Source organism: Actinomadura meridiana (genome assembly GCF_039537545.1).
Classification (GTDB): domain Bacteria; phylum Actinomycetota; class Actinomycetes; order Streptosporangiales; family Streptosporangiaceae; genus Spirillospora; species Spirillospora meridiana.
This window is the reverse complement of the sequence record NZ_BAABAS010000015.1, coordinates 36,071-53,879: the sequence shown is the minus strand read 5'-3', so window position 1 is coordinate 53,879 and position 17,809 is coordinate 36,071. Positions and strand designations below refer to the sequence as shown.

Here is a 17,809-nt window from a genome sequence, read left to right as displayed (position 1 = left end):
GCCTAGCGCTGGGATAGGAGGTCTGTCCATTGGTGGCAGACCTTGGGGAGGGCGTAGGCCGTTTGGAGTTGGGTGCGGGCCAGGGTGGCTTCGGATTCCCAGCGGCCTTCGGAGACTGTCGATGCTATGGCCGTGGCCATGGTTTGGGGGGTCTCGTGAATCCAGTGGGAGTCGTAGATGGTTTCGGCGCCTGGCCATGGGAGGAGGGCTGGGACGGCGCCTGATGCCATGCCTTCGGCGGGGGCCAGGTGGAAGCTTTCGTCGTCGCTGGTGGAGAGGACGAAGCCGATGCGGCGGAGCCAGGACGCCACGTCGCGGCCGTAGGAGTCGAAGACCACGCTGCCGGCGAGGAGCTTTGAGCGGCGGATTCGGTGGAACAGCTTTTCGTAGTGGGCTCTTTCGTCGTCCTTTTGCCAGATCCACCAGTAGTCCCAGGGGAGCTTGGACTTGACGAAGAGGGTGAAGCGGGGGTCTTCGCGGCGGAGGTGTTCCAGGGCGTCCACGGCCAGGTCCAGGCGTTTGCGGGACGGGGCGATGCCGATCATGCCCAGGTGGTATTCGGCGCCGGGGAGTTTGGGACGGTCGAGTTGCTCGTCGTCCACCCAGTTGGGGACGGTGACGACCTTCTGCGCGGGCCAGCCGGTGATTTCGCGGGTCAGGTCCGTGTAGTGGGGGCTGACGCAGACGACCTGGTCCACGGCGTCGATGTTCAGTTTCTTCGGCCAGTGCGCGTACAGCTCGAAGCGGTGCAGGCGGACGATGAGGCGCTGGTCCGGGCGTTTGCGTTCGGCGTACCAGAGGGCGTTGGGGCCGCACCATTCGCAGATGACGACGTCCGCCCAGTCGACCAGGGCCTGGCTGCGGTCCTCGTCATGGGCCTTCAGGGCCGACCAGTGGTCGACGCGGATCTCCATGTCGGGGCGGGAGCGCAGGTAGTCGAGGAGGCGGGTGAAGAACTTCAGGTCGTGGCCCGCTACCCCTACTCGGAGGGGGCGGTCTTTGACGGAGAGGACCTTCTCTGAGGGTTCCGGGAAGGTTTGCGTCAGGTATTTGCGAAGGCGGTCGGCGGCGGCGTCCAGGGTGAAGTCTGTGGCGGCGGTGCGGCAGCGGTCGACCGCGAGTGTGAAGAGGTCCGGGTTTTTGCCTATGAGGGTCAGGGCGTCCAGGACGTCGTCTTCTGTGGCGGCGAAAAGGGGGTAGTCGGCGCCCAGGAGGCGTTCGTGCATGGGGGTACGGTTCAGCACGACCGGGACGCCCAGCGTGCCGCATTCCAGGACCTTGGTCGAGAGTTCGAGGCTCGCGTCCATGTCCGGGTGCCGCCAGGACAGGCCGACGTCGCAGGCGGCCGTGAGGCGCATCGCCTCGGCTCGGGGGTGGCCGCCGTGCCAGATGACGCCTTCGCCCGATTCCAGCGCGGTCCGCATGCGGGTCGCGAAACCGGGGTCGGAGGAGTCCGCGTGGATCTTGTCGCCGACGACGTGGAGTTCTGCGTCCACGCCGCGAATCGCGAGGAGGCGCGGCAGGGACGTCATCTCGTAGGTGTTCCAGCGCGGCGCGAACTTGCCGGTGTAGACGAGGCGGAGTTCGCGGCGGTCGGGCGGTCCGGGGGCGCGGGGCTCCAGGCCGTCCGGGAGGACGACGACCGGGGGGAACAGCACGCTCTTCCCGGCGGTGGCGGGGACGGCGTTCTCCAGGAAGCCGCGCAGTTCCTCGGTCTGGCACAGCAGGACGCGGGACGCGTCGGCGATCCGGTGCAGTTCCGCCTTGGCGGTGGCGGTGAACTCGGCGGCCGACTGCGGGACGTCGGTGAGGTACGTCCAGAGCCGTCCGGCCAGCGGGCCCGCGGACAGTTTGGCGGCGACCTCGCGGCCCCGCACCACCACGAGGTCGTGCGGGGTGGCGGCGTCGAGGTCGGCGAGGACGGCGGCGGCCTGCTTCGGTGCCATGGGACGGTCGATCGGGAGCTCGGCGTGCGGGCTGCGGACGGTGACGCCGGGCAGGTCGCGCAGCGGGTCGACGAGGCGGCCGGTCCGGACGGGGGCCTTGAGGACCAGGGTCACCTCGCAGCCCGCGCGGGCGAGCGCCTGGACCATGCCCTGGGCCCAGATCGCCGATCCGTCGATCATGTTGAGATCGACGTCGCCGTAGACGAGGGCGCGTGGTCGCACGGTGGTGTGTCCTTTCAGCGCGCGGGCGTGGGAAGCGCGGCGAGCGAGTCGGGGTCGGTGATCGTGGCGTCCCAGGTCAGGCAGGCCAGGGTGGCGGGGGGCGTCGCGCCGTACAGGACGAGCGGCAGCCCGCGCCCGGCGGCGATCCGGCGGATCTCGTGCAGCGCCAGGTCCCGGTCGTACATGCCGGGAACGCCCAGGTACGCCCAGGGTCCGCCGGGTTCTCCGGCCGTCGCGTCCACCACGACCGCGTCGAGGTCGGCCGTCTGGAGGACGGTCGCGGCGTCGTGCGGATACAGCGGAACCACCCGGGCGTGTCCGGCGAGCCGAGCGGCGGTGCCCGGGCCGAACACCCCCGCGACGATCATGGTGTCGCAGGGGTCGGCGACCAGGAGCCGGTCCTCGGGACGGTCGCCGCGCTCGGGCCGCATCCCGCCGGACGCTCTGGACTCCGCGACGGGCGCGTGCCGTTCGCGCCAGAGCCGGTACAGCTCCCTCGGCAGCCGCCGACCGCTGCGCGGGTTCCGCGCGGCCCCGGCGACGAGCTTGCCGAACTGCACGGCCGTGGAGCCCTCCAGCACGGCGATCCGCTTCTCCAGCTCCGCGAGCCGCGCCTCGCGTTCCCGCAGTGTGCCCTTGACCCGGGCGAGCTGCTGGTCCGCCCGCGCGCCGCGCCGCTCCTCGCCGTCCCTACTCACCCGGAAACTCCATGATCACCTCTGCGATGCGGGGACCGGCGGCGCCGTCCCACAGCGGCGGACGCCGGTCGGTGGCGGGCCCGCCCGACTCCAGGACCTTGCGCACCCCCGGCACCAGTTCCTCGAACGTGACCAGGCGGTTCGTGCCGTGCGTGATGGTGATCGGCCGTTCGGTGTTGGGCCGGACGGTCAGGCACGGCACGCCGAGGATCGTCGTCTCCTCCTGGAGGCCGCCCGAGTCGGTGACGACGGCCGCCGCGCCCCGGACGGCGGCGATGAAGTCGATGTATCCGAGCGGTTCCAGAACGTGGACGCCGTCGTGGCCGTCCAGCCCGGCGGCCAGCAGGTTCGCGCGGCCGCGCGGGTGGACGGGAATGACCAGGTCGGCGAGGTCGGCCACGCCGTGCAGGTGCCGGACGAGCGCCGAAGCCGTCTCGGGGTCGTCGACGTTCGCTGGCCGGTGCATCGTCGCCAGGACGTACCGTTCCGGCAGGTCGTGGTCCCGCCGGACGGCGTCCGTGTCGAACGTGTCCAGGTTCGCCAGCAGCGTGTCGATCATGGGGTTGCCGACGAAATGCACGCGCGACACCGGGATGCCCTCGTTCGCCAGATGGCCGACCGCCTCGGGGCTCGTGACCAGGCACAACGCGGAGAGCTGGTCGGTGAGCCGCCGGTTGACCTCCTCCGGCATGGACAGGTCGAAGCTGCGCAGCCCCGCCTCCACATGGGCGACGGGAATGGGCAGCTTGGCCGCGACGAGGGCGGCGGCGATCGTCGAGTTCACGTCGCCGTACACGATGACGAGGGCGGGTGAACGGCTGGTGAACTCCTTCTCCAGCCCGATCATGAGGGCGGCGGTCTGCGCGGCGTGCCCGCCGGAGCCGACGCCGAGGTTGACGTCGGGCTCGGGCAGGCCGAGCTCGTCGAAGAAGATCTCGGACATGCGGGCGTCGTAGTGCTGGCCCGTGTGGACGACGGCCTGGTCCGCCCCGGCGGCCCGCAGCGCGGCGATCACGGGCGCGGCCTTGACGAAGTTCGGTCGCGCCCCGAGGACGTGCACGATGGGTCCCAACACAATTTCCCTTCTGTTCATCGGCGTTGCCTACGCTCGCCCGCCGTGCCCACGAAAAAGCCCGTCTACCTGGCCGGACTCGCCTGGCGCCAGCTTCGGGACGATCCCGGCAGGGCGTCCAGGCTCGCGGTCCGGCTGGCCGCCCGCACCCCGGCGGGGGCCCGGCTGCGACGTTCCCGGCTGGTCGTCCCGCAACCACGGGACGTGCGGCGGGACACCGCTGACCTGCGCCGACTGCTGGCCCACACGCCGCCGCCGCACGAGCGTGTCGCGCGCGACGGGAACGGCGTCCTGATGTTCGTGACGAACGCGCTGCCCAGCACGAACGCGGGTTACACCGTCCGGACGCACCGGCTCGCACTCGCCCAGCGGGAGATGGGGTTCGACACGCAGGTGGTGACGCGGCTCGGGTATCCGCTGAACCAGGGCGTCGGTGACGCACGGGCGCGGGTGGACGTCGACGACGTCCCCTACCACCGGCTGTTGCCGTGGCTGCCGCCGTCCGATCCGCTGCGGGTCGTCGAGAAGAGCGCCGATCTGGCGGAGCGGCTGGTGGCGGAGGTGCGTCCGGCCGTCCTGCACGCGGTCAGCAACCATCTGAACGCGGCCGTCGCGCTGGAGCTGGGACGGCGGCACGGGCTGCCCGTCGTGTACGAGGTGCGCGGCTTCCTTGAGGACTCGTGGCTGTCGCGCGACCCGGCGCGCCGCGAGAGCGACGACTTCTACCGGCTGACGCGCGAGCTGGAGACCCGCCGGATGTGCGAGGCGGACGCGGTCGTGACGCTCGGCGCGGCGATGCGGACGGAGATCGCGTCCCGGGGCGTCCCCGAGGAGAAGATCGTCACGGTGCCGAACGGGGTGGACGAGTCGTTCCTGACCCCCCTGCCCGACCCCGGTGACCTGCGGAAACGACTCGGCATCGAGGACGGCCCCATGGTCGTCGGGCTGACGTCGTCGTTCTACGGCTACGAGGGCATCGACACGCTGATCGACGCGGCCGCGCTGCTGCGCGAACGCGGCGGGCCGCCGGTGACGCTGCTGCTGGTCGGCGACGGGCCCGAGCGCGGGGCGTTGGAGCGGCGGGCGGCGGAGCGCGGTGTTCCCGCCGTGTTCACCGGCCGGGTGCCGATGGGGTCCGTTCGCCAGTACCACGCCGTCCTCGATGTGTTCGCGGTTCCGCGCCGTGCGGACCGGGTCTGCCAGCTGGTGACGCCCCTGAAACCGATCGAGGCGATGGCCGGGGGAATCCCGGTCATAGCCAGTGATGTCAGGGCACTTCGCGAAATCGTGGAATCGGGAGTTACCGGGACGTTAACTCTTCCGGAAGACCCGGAAGCATGGGCGAATTGTCTGGAAGACCTGGCTTACAGTCCCGAAAGAAGGGCGAAAATCGGGCGGTCGGCCCGGGAATGGGTCCGCGCGGAACGCACCTGGCGGGCCGTCGCGGACGGGTACCGGACCGCCTTCACCATATAGATCTCGATCATCGTGAAGGGAGCCACCGGCGTGGATCTGGTGGTCATCGGACTCGGCTACGTGGGGCTGCCGCTCGCGCGGGAGGCCTGCCGGGCGGGCCTTCGGGTCGCCGGTCTCGACCGCGACGCGCGCGTGGTCGCCGGGCTCAAGGCCGGGCTGTCGCACATCGACGACGTCGCGCCCGCCGAGATCGAGGAGATGCTGGAGGCCGGGTTCGTGCCGAGCCTCCAGGAGGACGTCCTGGACGGCGCCCACACCGTGGTCATCTGCGTCCCGACGCCGTTGTCCCCGGACGGCGGCCCCGACCTGACCGCCGTGCGCGGCGCGGCCGAGACGGTCGCCCGGCACGTGGAGCCCGGAACGCTGGTGGTGCTGGAGTCGACCACCTACCCGGGCACGACGGACGAGGTCGTCCGGCCGATCCTGGAAACGTCGGGCCTGGTCGCCGGGGACGAGTTCCACCTGGCGTTCTCGCCGGAACGGATCGACCCGGGCAACCCGGTGTACGGGGTCCGCAACACGCCGAAGATCGTCGGTGGGCTCACGGCGGCGTGCGCGTCGGCGGCGTCGGCGTTCTACGGCAAGTTCGTCGACCGGGTCGTGGAGGCCAAGGGCACCCGCGAGGCGGAGATGGCGAAACTGCTGGAGAACACGTACCGGCACGTCAACATCGCGCTGGTCAACGAGATGGCGGTGTTCTGCAACGAGCTGGGCATCGACCTGTGGGACGCGATCGACTGCGCCGCCACCAAGCCGTTCGGGTTCCAGGCGTTCCGGCCGGGGCCGGGCGTCGGCGGGCACTGCATCCCGATCGACCCGAACTACCTGTCGTACAAGGTCCGCTCGCTGGGCTACCCGTTCCGGTTCGTGGAGCTGGCCCAGGAGATCAACGACCGGATGCCGCGCTACGTCGCCGAACGCGCCCAGCTGCTGCTCAACCGGGAGGGACGCGCGCTGAAGGGCGCGCGGGTCCTGCTGCTCGGCGTCACCTACAAGGCCGACATCGCCGACCAGCGCGAGTCGCCCGCCCGTCCGGTGGCGCGGCGGCTGGCCCGGCTCGGCGCCGACCTGACGTTCCACGACCCGTTCATCGCGTCCTGGGACGTCGACGGGACGGCCGTCCCGCACGCGGGCGGCGACCTGCGCGCGGCGCTGGAGGCGGCGGACCTGACGATCATCCTCGCCGACCACGCCGCCTACGACGCCGCGACGCTGACCGGGCACGCCCGGCTGCTGTTCGACACCCGTGGCCGCACGCGCGGCGCGACCTCCCCGACCGTCGAACTGCTCTGACACAGCCGCGCCACCACGGGGCCTCTACCACGGGGGACGCAATCGCCCGGCTGCGGCCATGCCGTGGCAAGCGGGAATTCATCGGCAATTTCCATCGGCGCCAAAGACTCGGTTCATAGTCCATGAATCTGCGTCCGCCGGAGTGAGTGATAATGCGGGTCTGTGTTTGCACGATCGTGCATCATCCCGAGGACGCGCGCATTCTGCACCGGCAGATACGCGCGCTCCTCGATGCCGGGCACGAGGTCACATACATAGCTCCGTTCCGGGCGTGCAACGCGACCCCGTGGCGGGAGATCAGCCCGGTGGACGTCCCGCGCGCCACCGGACGGCGCCGCGTCCGGGCGCTGCGAGCCGCCCACCGGGCCCTCACCGAGCACGCCGCCTACGCCGACGTGATCCTGTTGCACGACCCCGAGCTGCTGGTGTCGCTGCCCCGCCAGGTGCGGGAGCGGACGGTCGTCTGGGACGTGCACGAGGACACCGCCGCCGCGCTCAGCGCCAAGGGCTGGGTGCCGGGGCCGGCGCGTCCGGTGCTGCGGCCCGCCGTCCGGCATCTGGAGCGGCGCAGCGAGCGGCGGCACCGGCTGCTGCTCGCCGAGGACGGCTACCGCTCCCGGTTCCGCGACGACCATCCCGTCGTCCCGAACACCACCTATGTCTCCGACCGCCCGCCCCCGCCACCCGCCGCCGGACGCGCCGTCTACGTCGGGCAGCTCTCGCGGGCGCGCGGCACGCTCGACATGATCGAGATGGCCCGGCCGCTGACCGCCGGGGGCGTGCTGGTCGAGCTGATCGGCGCCGCCGACGCCGACGTCCGCGAGCCGCTGCGGGCCGCGCAGCGCGAGGGGATCCTGCGCTGGTACGGGTTCGTCCCGAACGACCGGGCGCTGCGGATCGCCGAGGGCGCGACGGCCGGGCTGGCGCTGCTGCACGACGAGCCGAACTACCGGCACTCGATGCCGACCAAGGTCGTGGAGTACATGGCCCGGGGCATCCCGGTGGTCACCACGCCGAACCCGCCCGCCGTCGACATCGTCGAGCCCGCCGACTGCGGGCTGGTCGTTCCGTTCGGCGACCCGGAGGCCGCCGCCAAGGCCGTCCTGCGGCTGCGCGACGACCCGGTCCTGCGCACCGGTCTCGGCGAGCGCGGCTACCAGGCGGCGCGGGCGCGGTTCCACTGGCCCGTCCACGCCGAACGGTTCGTCGCCCAACTGGAGACGTGGGCGGGCCAGTCGTCCGTCACGGTTCCCGAGCCGGAGCCGGAGCCTGGGCCGGAGCCCGTCCCCGAATACTGAGGTCAGGCCGGTTGGTGCAGCCGGTACGCGACCGACCGGGCGAGACGGGCCGCCACACCTGGTGGACGGTCGGCCTCCAGCACCACGACGTAGCGTCCGACGCGCAGCGCGATCGTGCCCGCGGCCGGGCCGATCTCGTACGCCTCGTCGGCGCCGAGGTCGCGGCGCCGCCTGGCCTGCGCCTGCGCGGCCTGGAGGGCGTCCAGCATCCGGGCGGCGTCCTGGCCCGTGCGCGCGACCCAGCGAAGGCTGACGTTGACGCTCCCCACGGTCGCGTCGACGCCTCTCCGGGTGGGCGTGGGCGTCGTCGCCGACGTCGGAGTCGGCGTCGCAGACTTGTCTGGTTTGTCGTGTTTCCCCTTGCGGGACTTCGGTTTGCCGTCCTTCTTCGGCGGCGTGTAGGTGCAGGACACCGGGTTCGGCAACCGCACCGTTCCCGCGGTCGTGCGGGCGGGTTCGGCGGTGTGGCCCGCCATGCGCGCGGCGGCCAGGTCGACGTCCTTGAGCAGGGAGCAGGCGTCCGGCCAGTCCGCCACCGGGACGCCGCCCAGCTCCGCCGGACCGGTCCCGGTGAGCCCGCCGCGCAGCGCGATCAGCCGCACGGCGCCCTCCGGACGCGGCGCCGCCTGCGGGACGGCCGCGTACAGCAGCCCGCCCGCCGCCGCCAGCCACGGCCGCACGCCCGGCAGGTCGGGATTCATCGAGAACGGCGCGGGCACCGTCGAGACGCTCCCGTCACCCGGTTCGACGATGTCCACTCCCGCTGGCAGCAGCCGTCCCGACAGCCGGGAACGCAGCGCGTACACGCGGCCGCCCGCCTGCGCGAGCGCCGTGTAGGCGGGCACGTCCCGTTCCCATTCGAGCTCGCCGGACGACACCCGCACCGCCTGCATGCTGGTCACGCCGCGCTTGGCCTTGTCCGGGTGGTAGACGATCACGAGCCGCCCCGCCACCAGCACGGCCGGGCACATCGCGTCGCCGCAGACCCCGTCGCCCTGCCATTCGCCGAACTGGTCGCCACCGGCGTCGAAGGCGCGCAGGGCCGTGCCGTCGGACGCCAGGGTCACACCGTCCAGCATCGTCACCTCGGGCGACTCCCCCGAGCCGAGCCGCCGGTCCCACCGGACGGCCCCCTTCGCCGGGTCGATCGCGAGGAGGCGGGTGCGGTGTTTGTCCCCGGCGCAGTCCAGGGCCAGCGCGGACAGCGTCTCCCGGCCGTCGGACGGGCGCGCCCCGCCCTCCGCCAACCGGCAGCCGCGCGGCAGCGGCAGCCGCCACACCCGGTTCCCCGACACGGCCGAGACGCCGAACAGCGTCCGGCGGTCCTCGTCGGTGACGAGCAGCACGCCCGAACCGGCGGGCCAGCGCAGCGTCGTCCGGGACACCGCGGCGGGACGCTCGCCCTCCCGCCGCCACAGCAGGCCGCCCGACAGCGCGTCGAACGCGACGAGGAGACGGTCGCCGCGGTCGCCGTCCCGCTCGAAGTAGGCGACCAGGCGGGACCGGGTGGACGTCCAGCCGAGCAGCGTCCACCCGGAGCGGCGGTAGCTCCAGCGGCCCCCGCCGGTGCGCGCGTCCCGCACCTCGATGCCGCTGCCCGACGCCGTCACGACCTGCCCCTGCGCGACCGCGTAGGCGACGCCCTCGTATCCGGCGACGGACCCGTGGTGCGCCGACGTCGTCCGCTCCCAGCTCACGGCGAGCGGCCCCGGCGGCGGCCCGAGGTCGCTCTGTGGCGTGACGGGCTCGGCGGTCACGGTATGCCGGACCTGCCACCATTCCGCGCCCAGCACGAACCGGTCGACGAACACGGCGCACAACGCGATGGACACCGCCACGGAAACCAGACCGAGCGCGACGCGCGCGCCGCGCCTCAGCTCCGTCCGGCCACCCCGGCACTGGCGGCTCCCCACCACGACCGCGCCGCCTCCTTCCGCGTACCGTCTTGCAGGACGACACCCACCATGCCTTGTGCCGGGCGTCGGCGCGACAGAACGGAGAGGAACGTGGAGCGCTTCACCGACTGGCGAACCTGGGACGAGGCCCGGGCCGCCCTCACCGGCACCGAGGTCGACGTGGACGCCCTGGCCCGCGCCGCCGACGCCGCCCAACGCTGGCACGGCGACCAACTGCGTCCGACCGGCGCCCCCTACGTCGAGCACCTCCTGGAAGCCCTGGAGGTCCTGGTCCGGGGCCCAGGCGTAACCGACACGGCAATCCTCTCGGCCGCGCTCCTGCACGACGCAGTAGAAGACACCTCGGCCACCCTCACCGACGTGGAAGCCGAGTTCGGCGCAGAGGTCACAGAACTGGTCGACTGGGTGACCAAACCCCCCACCACAGGCCAGAGCCGCCGCGACAAGCGCGCCGCCAAGACCGCCTACCTACGCCGCCTCGGCCAAGCCCCCGAAAAGGCCATCCTGGTGAAGCTCGCCGACCGCGCCAGCAACGTCCAAACCCTGGACAAGATGCCCCTCGACTTCCAACGCCGCTACTACGCCGAAACCATCACGTACATCATCCCCTTGGCCACTCCCCACCCCTGGTTCCAGACGTGGTACGCCAACTGGCAACGCCACTTCGCCCACCTCCACTAACGAAGAACAGCGAGGAAGGTACGTCATGAGCCGTGAGTGGGTTGTTGAAGAGAGTGTTGTTGTTGAGGCTGGGCCGCGGGACGTTTACGGGGCGGTCGCTGATCCTCGGCGGATGCGGGAGTGGAGTCCGGAGGTGTTCGCCGCCTGGGTGCGCGGGAACGCGATCGTGCCAGGGGTGAAGTTCGTCGGGTTCAACCGGATCAGGTGGCATGTGTGGTTCACGACGTGCCAGGTGACGCTCGCGGTGCCGGGTGAGGCGTTCGCGTTCCGTGTGTCGACGTTCGGGATGCCGGTCGCGCTCTGGGGGTACCGCATCGAGGACATCGCGGACGGGTCGTCCACGCCCAGAACACGGCTCACCGAGTACTGGGAGGATCTGCGGCGCGACAACCGCAGCGCCCCGATCACCTCCCTGCTCGGCCGCATGTTCGGCGTCCCCGCCGACAAGCGCGCCGCCGTCAACCGGGCGGGGATGCGGGCCACGCTCGGGCGGATCAAGGCGGGCCTGGAGAAGGGCCGCACACCGGTGACGGGAACGCCTCGGGGATGACGTTCGCATAAGCTGTTCCTTCGCCCTTTCGGCAGCCGGGGGATGTCCCCGGCTCGGCATATGTGCGAGGAGCATCTGCATGTCGTCCCAGGTCAACGGGCGTTTGACGGATCCCGGTGGCACCGTGAAAGATCGGGAGATCGCCACTGAGCAGCGCTATGTCGATCTCGCGTACGCGCGGCTGGAGGAGATGCGCGCGGCCGCCCAGGCCATGATCCGCGAGGGGTACCGGCAATCGCTCGCGGGCACCAAGGGGTCGCTCGTCGACCGGGACGCGATGGTCCACCAGGCGGCGCTGCGGGCCCAGGCGCTGGACGTCGCCGACGACGGCCTGGTCTTCGGCCGTCTCGACCTCGCCCCCGGCGAACAGGAGACCGGCGAGGTGCGCTACATCGGCCGCGTCGGCGTGCGGACCAGCGAGCACGACTCCCTGGTCATCGACTGGCGGGCGCCCGCCGCCGAGGACTTCTACCGCGCCACCCCCGAGGACCCGCGCGGCGTCGTCCGGCGCCGCGTCCTGCACTCGCGCGGGCACACGGTCGTCGACCTGGAGGACGACCTGCTCGACCCGGACGCCGCCGACGGCATGACGGTCGTCGGCGACGGCGCGTTCCTCGCCTCGCTCGCCCGCACCCGCGAGGGCGCGATGCGCGACATCGTCGCGACGATCCAGCGGGAGCAGGACGAGGTGATCCGCGCGCCCGCCGACGGGACGGTCCTGGTGCGCGGCGCCCCCGGCACCGGCAAGACGGCCGTCGCGCTGCACCGCGTCGCGTACCTGCTGTTCCGGCACCGGCGCCGGTTCGGGTCCCGGGGCGTGCTGGTCATCGGGCCGAACCGCCGGTTCACCGCCTACATCGAGCGGGTGCTGCCGTCCCTCGGCGAGGGGTCGGCGGCGCTGCGCTCCCTCGGCGACCTGGTGGACGGCGCGTCCGCGACCGTCCACGACCCGCCGCGCCTCGCCCGCGTGAAGGGCGCCGACGCGATGGCGACCGTGCTGCGCCGCGCCGTGACCGACCAGGCGCCCGGCGCCCCGGACGAGCTGCGCGTCGTGTTCAAGGGCGTCGTCGTGACGCTCGACCGGGCCCGGCTCGACCGGATCAGGAACGAGGTCCACCGGCGCAGCCGGGGCAGCGTCAACGCCGCCCGGGGCCGCGCCGCCGAACTGCTCCTCGACGCCCTGTGGCGACGCTTCACCGATGTCGGCGGCCCGGCGGCGGCCGAGTCCGCGGAGAGCGCCGAGACCGCGCTGTGGAACGCGATCCTCGCCGAGGACGGCCTCGCCTCCCTCGACGACGACCCGAACGAGACCCGCCCGTCGAACGGCGACGGCCCGGCGCGCGGCAACGGCGCCCGTCCCGGCGACTCCAAGCGCGCCCAGTTCGAGGCGCGGGTCCGCGAGCAGCGGACGTTCACCGACTTCCTGGTCGCCTGGTGGCCGATCCGCGCACCGCGCGACGTGCTGCGCTCGCTCGGCGACCCGTCCCGGCTGCGCCGCGCCGCCGGACGCGACCTCGACCGCGCCGACATCGAGCCGCTCGCCGCGTCCTGGTCGGGCACGGCGACCAGCTACCAGGACGTCGCGCTGCTGGACGAGCTCGACTCCCTGCTCGGCTCGCCGCCGCGCCCGTCCCGGGGCCGCGCTCCGGCCGACGACGACCCGTTCGTCGTGGACGGCGTCAACATCCTCACCGGCGAGGACGTCGCGGACGACACGTGGGAGCCGGAGATGCGGGAGCTGACCACGTCCATCGAGCGGCTGGAGCGGTCGCGCCGCGTCGACGACGGCGTGACCGACGAACGCCCCGAGTACGCCCACATCGTCGTCGACGAGGCGCAGGACCTGTCCCCCATGCAGTGGCGGATGCTGGGCCGCCGGGGCCGCCACGCCAGCTGGACGATCGTGGAGGACCCCGCCCAGAGCGCCTGGGAAGACCTGGGCGCCGCCCGCCAGGCCATGGACGCGGCCCTCGGCGGAGCACGCACCACCGGGTCCCGCCGCCGCGGCCGCAAGCCCGCACCGGGCCGTTCCGGGGGGCGTGGGGGGTCGTCCCCACACAAGGACACGGCCCGCCCCCGCCACGAGTACGAACTCACCACGAACTACCGCAACTCCACCGAGATCGCGGCCGTGTCCGCACGCGTGCTGGCCAAGGCCCTCCCCGACGCCCGCCCGGCTCGCGCCGTCCGCTCGTCGGGAATCGACCCGATCGTCCGCGTCGTCCCGGAACCCGATCTCGCCACCGCCGCCCGTGACGCGGCGGAGGAACTGCTCACCCAGGTCGAGGGCACGATCGGCGTCATCGTCCCCATGCCGCTGGACGAACCGAACGCCCAGGCCACCCTGTTCGACGAGCCCGCCGCGACGGGAACGCAGTTCTGGACGGAGGCCGACCGCGACCGGATCGGCGCGGGCCTGCCGGACCGCGTCCAGGTGCTCGACGTCCTGGAGGCCAAGGGACTGGAGTTCGACGCGGCGGTGATCGTCGCCCCCGAGACCGTCGCCGCCCAGTCCCCCCGCGGGCTGCGCGTCCTGTACGTGGCGGTGTCCCGCGCGACGCAGCACCTCACCGTCCTGACGTCCGCCCCCGATTGGCGCACCACGCTCCTCCCCGGTTCTCCGGCGTCCCAGTGACACACCCTGGCCACCGCGGCGGTGAGAACCGCTCCGGAGGCCGGGTTAGGCTGGCGCTGCCCCATCCGCACGGGGGAACGGAGAGCGCATGAGCGGCCGCAATCCCGCACCCAGGCGAAGCTACGGCGGTCGGTCGGCGGAGGAGCGGCGCGCCGAACGGCGGGACCGGCTGCTGACGGCCGGGCTCGAACTGTTCGGCACGCGCGGCTACGCGGCCACGTCCATCGAACGGCTGTGCGCGACGGCGAGCGTGTCGACCCGCAACTTCTACGAGGAGTTCTCCGGCCGCGAAGAACTCCTCACCGCCCTGCACAGCACCATCGACGAACGCGCCGCACAAGCCCTCACCACCGCATACACGGAGACGGCGGACGCCGACCTGGAAACGCGGGTACGCCAGGCGGTCCAGGCGTTCGTCACCGCCGCCGCGGGCGACTCCCGCTGGGCCCGCATCGCCTTCGTCGAGGCCATAGGCGTGAGCGCCGCGCTGGAACACCACCGCCTGAACCGACGCGCCCACTGGACGGAAGCGCTCCTCGCCCTCGCCCGCGACGCCGTCGCCCGAGGCGAGGCCACCGACCGCGACTACCGCCTCACAGCCCTGGCCATCATCGGCGCCGCCGACAACCTCGTCCAGCACTGCCACACCCAGGCACAAGACATCACCCAAGACGACATAACCAAAGAACTAACAACCCTGATCTGCAACGCCCTAACCCGCTGACCCCGACCAGGCCGCTCGGACGTCGTTCGTCAGTCGTCGGCGATATTAGTTGAGTCGCATTCCGCTCCTGCGTCCCGTCCACCTGAGGAGCGCAGCCGCCCAACTGGTACAACACCGTTCCCGAGGAGCTTCTCGAACCATTCAATCTCACCATGGACGGTTTCGAGTCTTCCGATGATGACGCGGTTCACCGGCGGCTTCTTGATGTGCCACACGTCGCGGCCGGTGCGGACGATATCCCATTCCGGAAATCGAATGCGCAGGGCTTCAAGCTGCCAGCGCATCCAGATTTTACTGAGTACACCCATCCAGAAGCAATCCTTCTGTTTCGAGGTCGCGGTGGTCACGGAAGATTGACTTCGAACCACACGTTTCGGCCATGCTCGTCGACATACGTTCCCCAAGCGTCCGCGAGCGTTTCGACGATGAACAGCCCCCGCCCGCTCTCCCCCTCCATGTCATCGTGTGCACCGATTTCCGGTACACCGCCCTCCGCCCCACCGTCGATGACCTCGATTCGAACCTTCTCCCGCAACTCCACGATGACGAGCATGATGGTCACGTCTTCGCCATCGCCCTCGCCGCCCGAGTGAACTATGGCGTTCGCGACAGTCTCACTCGCACACTGCTCCACGTTGTCGACGACTTCCCGTCGATAGCCGGAGAGGCTCTTCCGGATGGCCCGGCGAGCCAGCGACACTTCCTCGGGAAGACATTTCAGAAGTAGGCCCTTCATGAGGGGCGCGGATGCTTCTCCCCGCGCCCCACATGTCGGAATTTGCCGCACATACCCGCTCATACCCGATATCACCTTACGGATGAGATATTTGCGCCGTTCACCACACAGCATGCGCCGCCACGAGTTATCTTTTCTACGTTCGCGAACACCAGTAACCCCCGGAGGCTCCCATGTCAGTGCGCGACGACCTGAACCCAGACCGTTCGATCTGGCACTTCATAGCCCTTGAAGTGCTACGACTCCGCAAGTTGTCCGGTTTGACCGGTCAGGCGCTCGCCAACAGCATTGGGTGTCATCGTTCGTATGTTTCGCGGGTTGAGAACGCGTCCATTCATCTGTCGATCAAGTACGCGGTGGAGCTGGACCGGATATGGAGACCCGTAATCCCGTTCGCACGGCTCGTCCGCTGGGCGGAGGCGTCCGATGACGGCGACTGGTTCACCGGGCTGACATGGCACGAGGCGCGGGCGACACGACATCGAATGTGGGAGGCACTCCTCATCCCGGGACTGTTCCAGACCGAGGACTACGCGCGGGCCGCACTCTCCACAGGGATGGTCGACGACGTCGAGAAGGCCGTGAAGACAAGGCTCGCCCGGCAGGACGCCGTGTTCGGGCAGCCCACCCCGCCGCACATGACCGCAATCCTGAGCTGGGTCGTGCTCGTTCAACCCGTGGGGAGCGACGACGTGATGCGCGAACAGATCAACCATCTGCTCGCGGTCACGGAGCTACCCAACGTCAACCTACGCGTTCTGGAGCGAAACGCGAGGTCCCATGTCGGACTAGACGGCTCATTCCAAGTTATGACGGTGGATGATAGGGATGTCGCGTTCGCAGACGCCCCGGTACGCGGACGGCTCGTCACCGACCCGGGGGATGTCCAGAAGTATGCAGTAATGTACGACCGAGTAAGCGACACGGCAGAAGGAATCGGCTCAACGCGGGCCATTCTCGAAAAAGCTTTGGAGACCTACCGATGATCGTTTGGCGCAAGGCGTCCCGCAGCAACACGTCCGGCGGTAACTGCGTGGAGGTCGCTCAGCGTCCAGGAAGCGTCGGCGTGCGGGACAGCAAAGACCCGAACGGCCCCACATTCGCACTCTCCCAGGAGACCTTCCGCCTTCTCGTACGTGACGTCAAGGCAGGCGACCTGGATAAACCGTAACCCGACCTCCCGGCACACTGAGACCCCGACCTACCTTGGTGGTGGGTCGGGGTTCGCGTTAGGTGGAGCGGGCTTCGTCATGCCGCGCTCACACCGGTTCGTGTGATTGCCGCCTGCCGCCGAGTAGTGCGGCGACTTCCTCGATCTGCGTCGCGGGGAAGTTGATCTGCGCGGCATCGGCGAGCCGCGCGCGGTCGCCATCAGTCGGAAATACGGACACGACGCACTGCCACGCCTCGGGGTGCGTCCAGGTGCCCTGCCACGACACCAGATCTAGAAGGCCGTTTCCGGTATAGGCGCGCGTGCCCAGTCCAGCACGCGTAGGCCGGACGCACCGATGTGCAGGGACGTGGGGTGGAACTCGCTGTGGCACATGCCGTATGGCGGGATGTGCGCGCCGCGAGCGCGGTGGTGGGCCGCCTCGGCGACCCGCGACAGCTACAGGGCGATGTCGTCGGCGTCCAACCACCGGCCCTCTGCCCGCAGGGCGTCGAGCCATCCCAACGCCTTGCCCGGGAGCGCGGCCAGCCCATCGGCGTCCAGGACCGGCCTGCCCGGTAGGGGCGGGCAGGCATGGATCGACACCGCCGCTTCGGCCGCGTCCTTCAGCCCGGCCTCACGAATCTCTGTGCCGAGGTCCTCCATGATCATGACCAGGCTTCCGTCCCCCTGGACGGTACTGGCCATGAGCTGTGGCACCGGAGCCCCGTGGACGGACGCATGCCGGAGAACGTTCGCTTCTGCCGCGAATTCAGCGACGGCGTACTTGAGGATCGCGGTGGACCCACCTTCCAGGAACAGGCGTTCAACGGCCGACATGGACCAGGCTCGGACCACCTCCCGGTGCGTGACCGAGACTCCAAGTCTGCGGGTGAGGCCGGTCAGCGTGGCCGGGCGGACGGACAACGCCCCTGACCGCCCCTCGTGCTCGTCACCTGCCACAGGCTCGTACCCGTTCGATCCATTCGTGGCGGAAGGCGCTCAACTCGTCGCGGAACCTGCCGATGTCCGCGCCGAACGGGACTACGCACCCACCGGCCATGTTGACCTCCTGCCCGCTCTGGCAGCCGTGCACCAACCGGCCGCCCAGCGCGACGTGCGCCTTGACCTGCGTCCCCATCTCGACCAGGATCCGCAGGTCCCGCGCGGTGGCCTGATCCGCGAGACGCGGAGTCTCCCGGCGACCGGGCCGGTCCGGGATGGCGGCTGGTGCGGGCTCCCGTCATGCTGACGTGGCTTACATCTGAATGGCCGGATGCGGCCCCGCGCAGGCAGAGGCAACTGTAAGCCAATACTCAACATCCTTGACTATTCCTTGTTCGGTCGAATTGATCTAGCTTCGGCGGGGCGAAGATCACTTCGCCACTCTGTCGAACGAAGTCATGCAGGGT

Annotated in this window: 18 protein-coding genes; 9 read left to right on the top strand and 9 right to left on the bottom strand. The window is 70.7% G+C overall.

What is annotated here, in order from left to right; all coding sequences use genetic code 11:
* Window positions 1-2 precede the first annotated feature (2 nt).
* Genes ABD808_RS21490 through wecB form a run of 3 tightly spaced genes read right to left on the bottom strand, consistent with a single transcriptional unit; the run spans window position 3 to window position 3,959 of the window.
* Complete coding sequence (locus tag ABD808_RS21490) at window positions 3-2,126, bottom strand: glycosyltransferase (protein WP_344900166.1); 2,124 nt, start codon at window positions 2,124-2,126, stop codon at window positions 3-5.
* A 56-nt stretch (window positions 2,127-2,182) separates the two neighbouring features.
* Window positions 2,183-2,866 (bottom strand): hypothetical protein, encoded by a 684-nt coding sequence (locus ABD808_RS21485; protein WP_344899422.1) that lies wholly within the window; start codon window positions 2,864-2,866, stop codon window positions 2,183-2,185.
* Entirely contained in the window at window positions 2,859-3,959 is a 1,101-nt protein-coding gene (gene wecB / locus ABD808_RS21480) for a non-hydrolyzing UDP-N-acetylglucosamine 2-epimerase (protein WP_425548957.1), read from the bottom strand. Before wecB ends, ABD808_RS21485 begins: the two co-directional genes overlap by 8 nt.
* 24 nt (window positions 3,960-3,983) lie before the next feature.
* Here wecB and ABD808_RS21475 point away from each other — a divergent pair, with 24 nt between their 5' ends.
* The 3 genes from ABD808_RS21475 to ABD808_RS21465 all read left to right on the top strand — a co-directional run bounded on the left by ABD808_RS21475 (window position 3,984) and on the right by ABD808_RS21465 (window position 8,005).
* Window positions 3,984-5,414, top strand: coding sequence for a glycosyltransferase family 4 protein (locus ABD808_RS21475; protein ID WP_344899420.1), 1,431 nt, complete (start codon window positions 3,984-3,986; stop codon window positions 5,412-5,414).
* A gap of 30 nt (window positions 5,415-5,444) precedes the next feature.
* Complete coding sequence (locus tag ABD808_RS21470) at window positions 5,445-6,707, top strand: nucleotide sugar dehydrogenase (protein ID WP_344899418.1); 1,263 nt, start codon at window positions 5,445-5,447, stop codon at window positions 6,705-6,707.
* 152 nt (window positions 6,708-6,859) lie between these two features.
* On the top strand, window positions 6,860-8,005 hold the full coding sequence (locus ABD808_RS21465) for a glycosyltransferase family 4 protein (RefSeq protein ID WP_344899416.1): 1,146 nt from the start codon (window positions 6,860-6,862) through the stop codon (window positions 8,003-8,005).
* A gap of 2 nt (window positions 8,006-8,007) precedes the next feature.
* On the opposite strand, the gene ABD808_RS21460 is transcribed toward ABD808_RS21465, so the two are convergent.
* On the bottom strand, window positions 8,008-9,921 hold the full coding sequence (locus ABD808_RS21460) for an outer membrane protein assembly factor BamB family protein (protein WP_344899414.1): 1,914 nt from the start codon (window positions 9,919-9,921) through the stop codon (window positions 8,008-8,010).
* A gap of 90 nt (window positions 9,922-10,011) precedes the next feature.
* Here ABD808_RS21460 and ABD808_RS21455 point away from each other — a divergent pair, with 90 nt between their 5' ends.
* The 4 genes from ABD808_RS21455 to ABD808_RS21440 all read left to right on the top strand — a co-directional run bounded on the left by ABD808_RS21455 (window position 10,012) and on the right by ABD808_RS21440 (window position 14,511).
* A complete protein-coding gene (locus ABD808_RS21455; protein WP_344899412.1) occupies window positions 10,012-10,602 on the top strand; it encodes an HD domain-containing protein in 591 nt (196 codons plus the stop codon).
* 25 nt (window positions 10,603-10,627) lie between these two features.
* Complete coding sequence (locus tag ABD808_RS21450; RefSeq protein WP_344899410.1) at window positions 10,628-11,152, top strand: SRPBCC family protein; 525 nt, start codon at window positions 10,628-10,630, stop codon at window positions 11,150-11,152.
* A gap of 79 nt (window positions 11,153-11,231) precedes the next feature.
* A complete protein-coding gene (locus tag ABD808_RS21445; protein ID WP_344899408.1) occupies window positions 11,232-13,787 on the top strand; it encodes a HelD family protein in 2,556 nt (851 codons plus the stop codon).
* An 88-nt stretch (window positions 13,788-13,875) separates the two neighbouring features.
* Complete coding sequence (locus ABD808_RS21440) at window positions 13,876-14,511, top strand: TetR/AcrR family transcriptional regulator (RefSeq protein WP_344899406.1); 636 nt, start codon at window positions 13,876-13,878, stop codon at window positions 14,509-14,511.
* A 29-nt stretch (window positions 14,512-14,540) separates the two neighbouring features.
* Here ABD808_RS21440 and ABD808_RS21435 read toward each other — a convergent pair whose 3' ends face one another.
* Complete coding sequence (locus ABD808_RS21435; RefSeq protein WP_344899404.1) at window positions 14,541-14,858, bottom strand: hypothetical protein; 318 nt, start codon at window positions 14,856-14,858, stop codon at window positions 14,541-14,543.
* Window positions 14,855-15,310: an ATP-binding protein gene (locus ABD808_RS21430; protein ID WP_344899402.1), complete on the bottom strand. Its 456-nt coding sequence runs from the start codon at window positions 15,308-15,310 to the stop codon at window positions 14,855-14,857. The genes ABD808_RS21435 and ABD808_RS21430 overlap by 4 nt, the downstream gene beginning before the upstream one ends.
* Before the next feature lie 110 nt (window positions 15,311-15,420).
* On the opposite strand from ABD808_RS21430, the gene ABD808_RS21425 reads away from it, so the two are divergent.
* Entirely contained in the window at window positions 15,421-16,233 is an 813-nt protein-coding gene (locus ABD808_RS21425; RefSeq protein ID WP_344899400.1) for a helix-turn-helix domain-containing protein, read from the top strand.
* Complete coding sequence (locus ABD808_RS21420; RefSeq protein ID WP_344899398.1) at window positions 16,230-16,418, top strand: DUF397 domain-containing protein; 189 nt, start codon at window positions 16,230-16,232, stop codon at window positions 16,416-16,418. The genes ABD808_RS21425 and ABD808_RS21420 overlap by 4 nt, the downstream gene beginning before the upstream one ends.
* An 88-nt stretch (window positions 16,419-16,506) precedes the next feature.
* Here the strand turns inward: ABD808_RS21420 and ABD808_RS21415 are convergent, their stop codons facing one another.
* The 3 genes from ABD808_RS21415 to ABD808_RS21405 all read right to left on the bottom strand — a co-directional run bounded on the left by ABD808_RS21415 (window position 16,507) and on the right by ABD808_RS21405 (window position 17,538).
* Entirely contained in the window at window positions 16,507-16,686 is a 180-nt protein-coding gene (locus tag ABD808_RS21415) for a hypothetical protein (protein ID WP_344899396.1), read from the bottom strand.
* Between the two features lie 170 nt (window positions 16,687-16,856).
* The gene (locus tag ABD808_RS21410) at window positions 16,857-17,237 is read right to left on the bottom strand and encodes a phosphotransferase (protein WP_344899394.1); all 381 of its coding nucleotides are present in this window, start codon (window positions 17,235-17,237) and stop codon (window positions 16,857-16,859) included.
* A 112-nt stretch (window positions 17,238-17,349) separates the two neighbouring features.
* Window positions 17,350-17,538, bottom strand: coding sequence for a hypothetical protein (locus ABD808_RS21405; protein WP_344899392.1), 189 nt, complete (start codon window positions 17,536-17,538; stop codon window positions 17,350-17,352).
* Between the last annotated feature and the right edge of the window lie 271 nt (window positions 17,539-17,809).

What these genes read in the sequence shown, in the direction of transcription:
- ABD808_RS21450 (WP_344899410.1), top strand. Translation starts at nt 10,628, where the DNA reads ATGAGCCGTGAGTGGGTTGTTGAAGAGAGTGTTGTTGTTGAGGCTGGG.
- ABD808_RS21440 (WP_344899406.1), top strand. Translation starts at nt 13,876, where the DNA reads ATGAGCGGCCGCAATCCCGCACCCAGGCGAAGCTACGGCGGTCGGTCG.
- ABD808_RS21490 (WP_344900166.1), bottom strand. Translation starts at nt 2,126, where the DNA reads ATGATCGACGGATCGGCGATCTGGGCCCAGGGCATGGTCCAGGCGCTC.
- ABD808_RS21445 (WP_344899408.1), top strand. Translation starts at nt 11,232, where the DNA reads ATGTCGTCCCAGGTCAACGGGCGTTTGACGGATCCCGGTGGCACCGTG.
- ABD808_RS21420 (WP_344899398.1), top strand. Translation starts at nt 16,230, where the DNA reads ATGATCGTTTGGCGCAAGGCGTCCCGCAGCAACACGTCCGGCGGTAAC.
- wecB (WP_425548957.1), bottom strand. Translation starts at nt 3,959, where the DNA reads ATGAACAGAAGGGAAATTGTGTTGGGACCCATCGTGCACGTCCTCGGG.
- ABD808_RS21430 (WP_344899402.1), bottom strand. Translation starts at nt 15,310, where the DNA reads ATGAGCGGGTATGTGCGGCAAATTCCGACATGTGGGGCGCGGGGAGAA.
- ABD808_RS21425 (WP_344899400.1), top strand. Translation starts at nt 15,421, where the DNA reads ATGTCAGTGCGCGACGACCTGAACCCAGACCGTTCGATCTGGCACTTC.
- ABD808_RS21410 (WP_344899394.1), bottom strand. Translation starts at nt 17,237, where the DNA reads ATGTCGGCCGTTGAACGCCTGTTCCTGGAAGGTGGGTCCACCGCGATC.
- ABD808_RS21465 (WP_344899416.1), top strand. Translation starts at nt 6,860, where the DNA reads ATGCGGGTCTGTGTTTGCACGATCGTGCATCATCCCGAGGACGCGCGC.
- ABD808_RS21405 (WP_344899392.1), bottom strand. Translation starts at nt 17,538, where the DNA reads ATGGGGACGCAGGTCAAGGCGCACGTCGCGCTGGGCGGCCGGTTGGTG.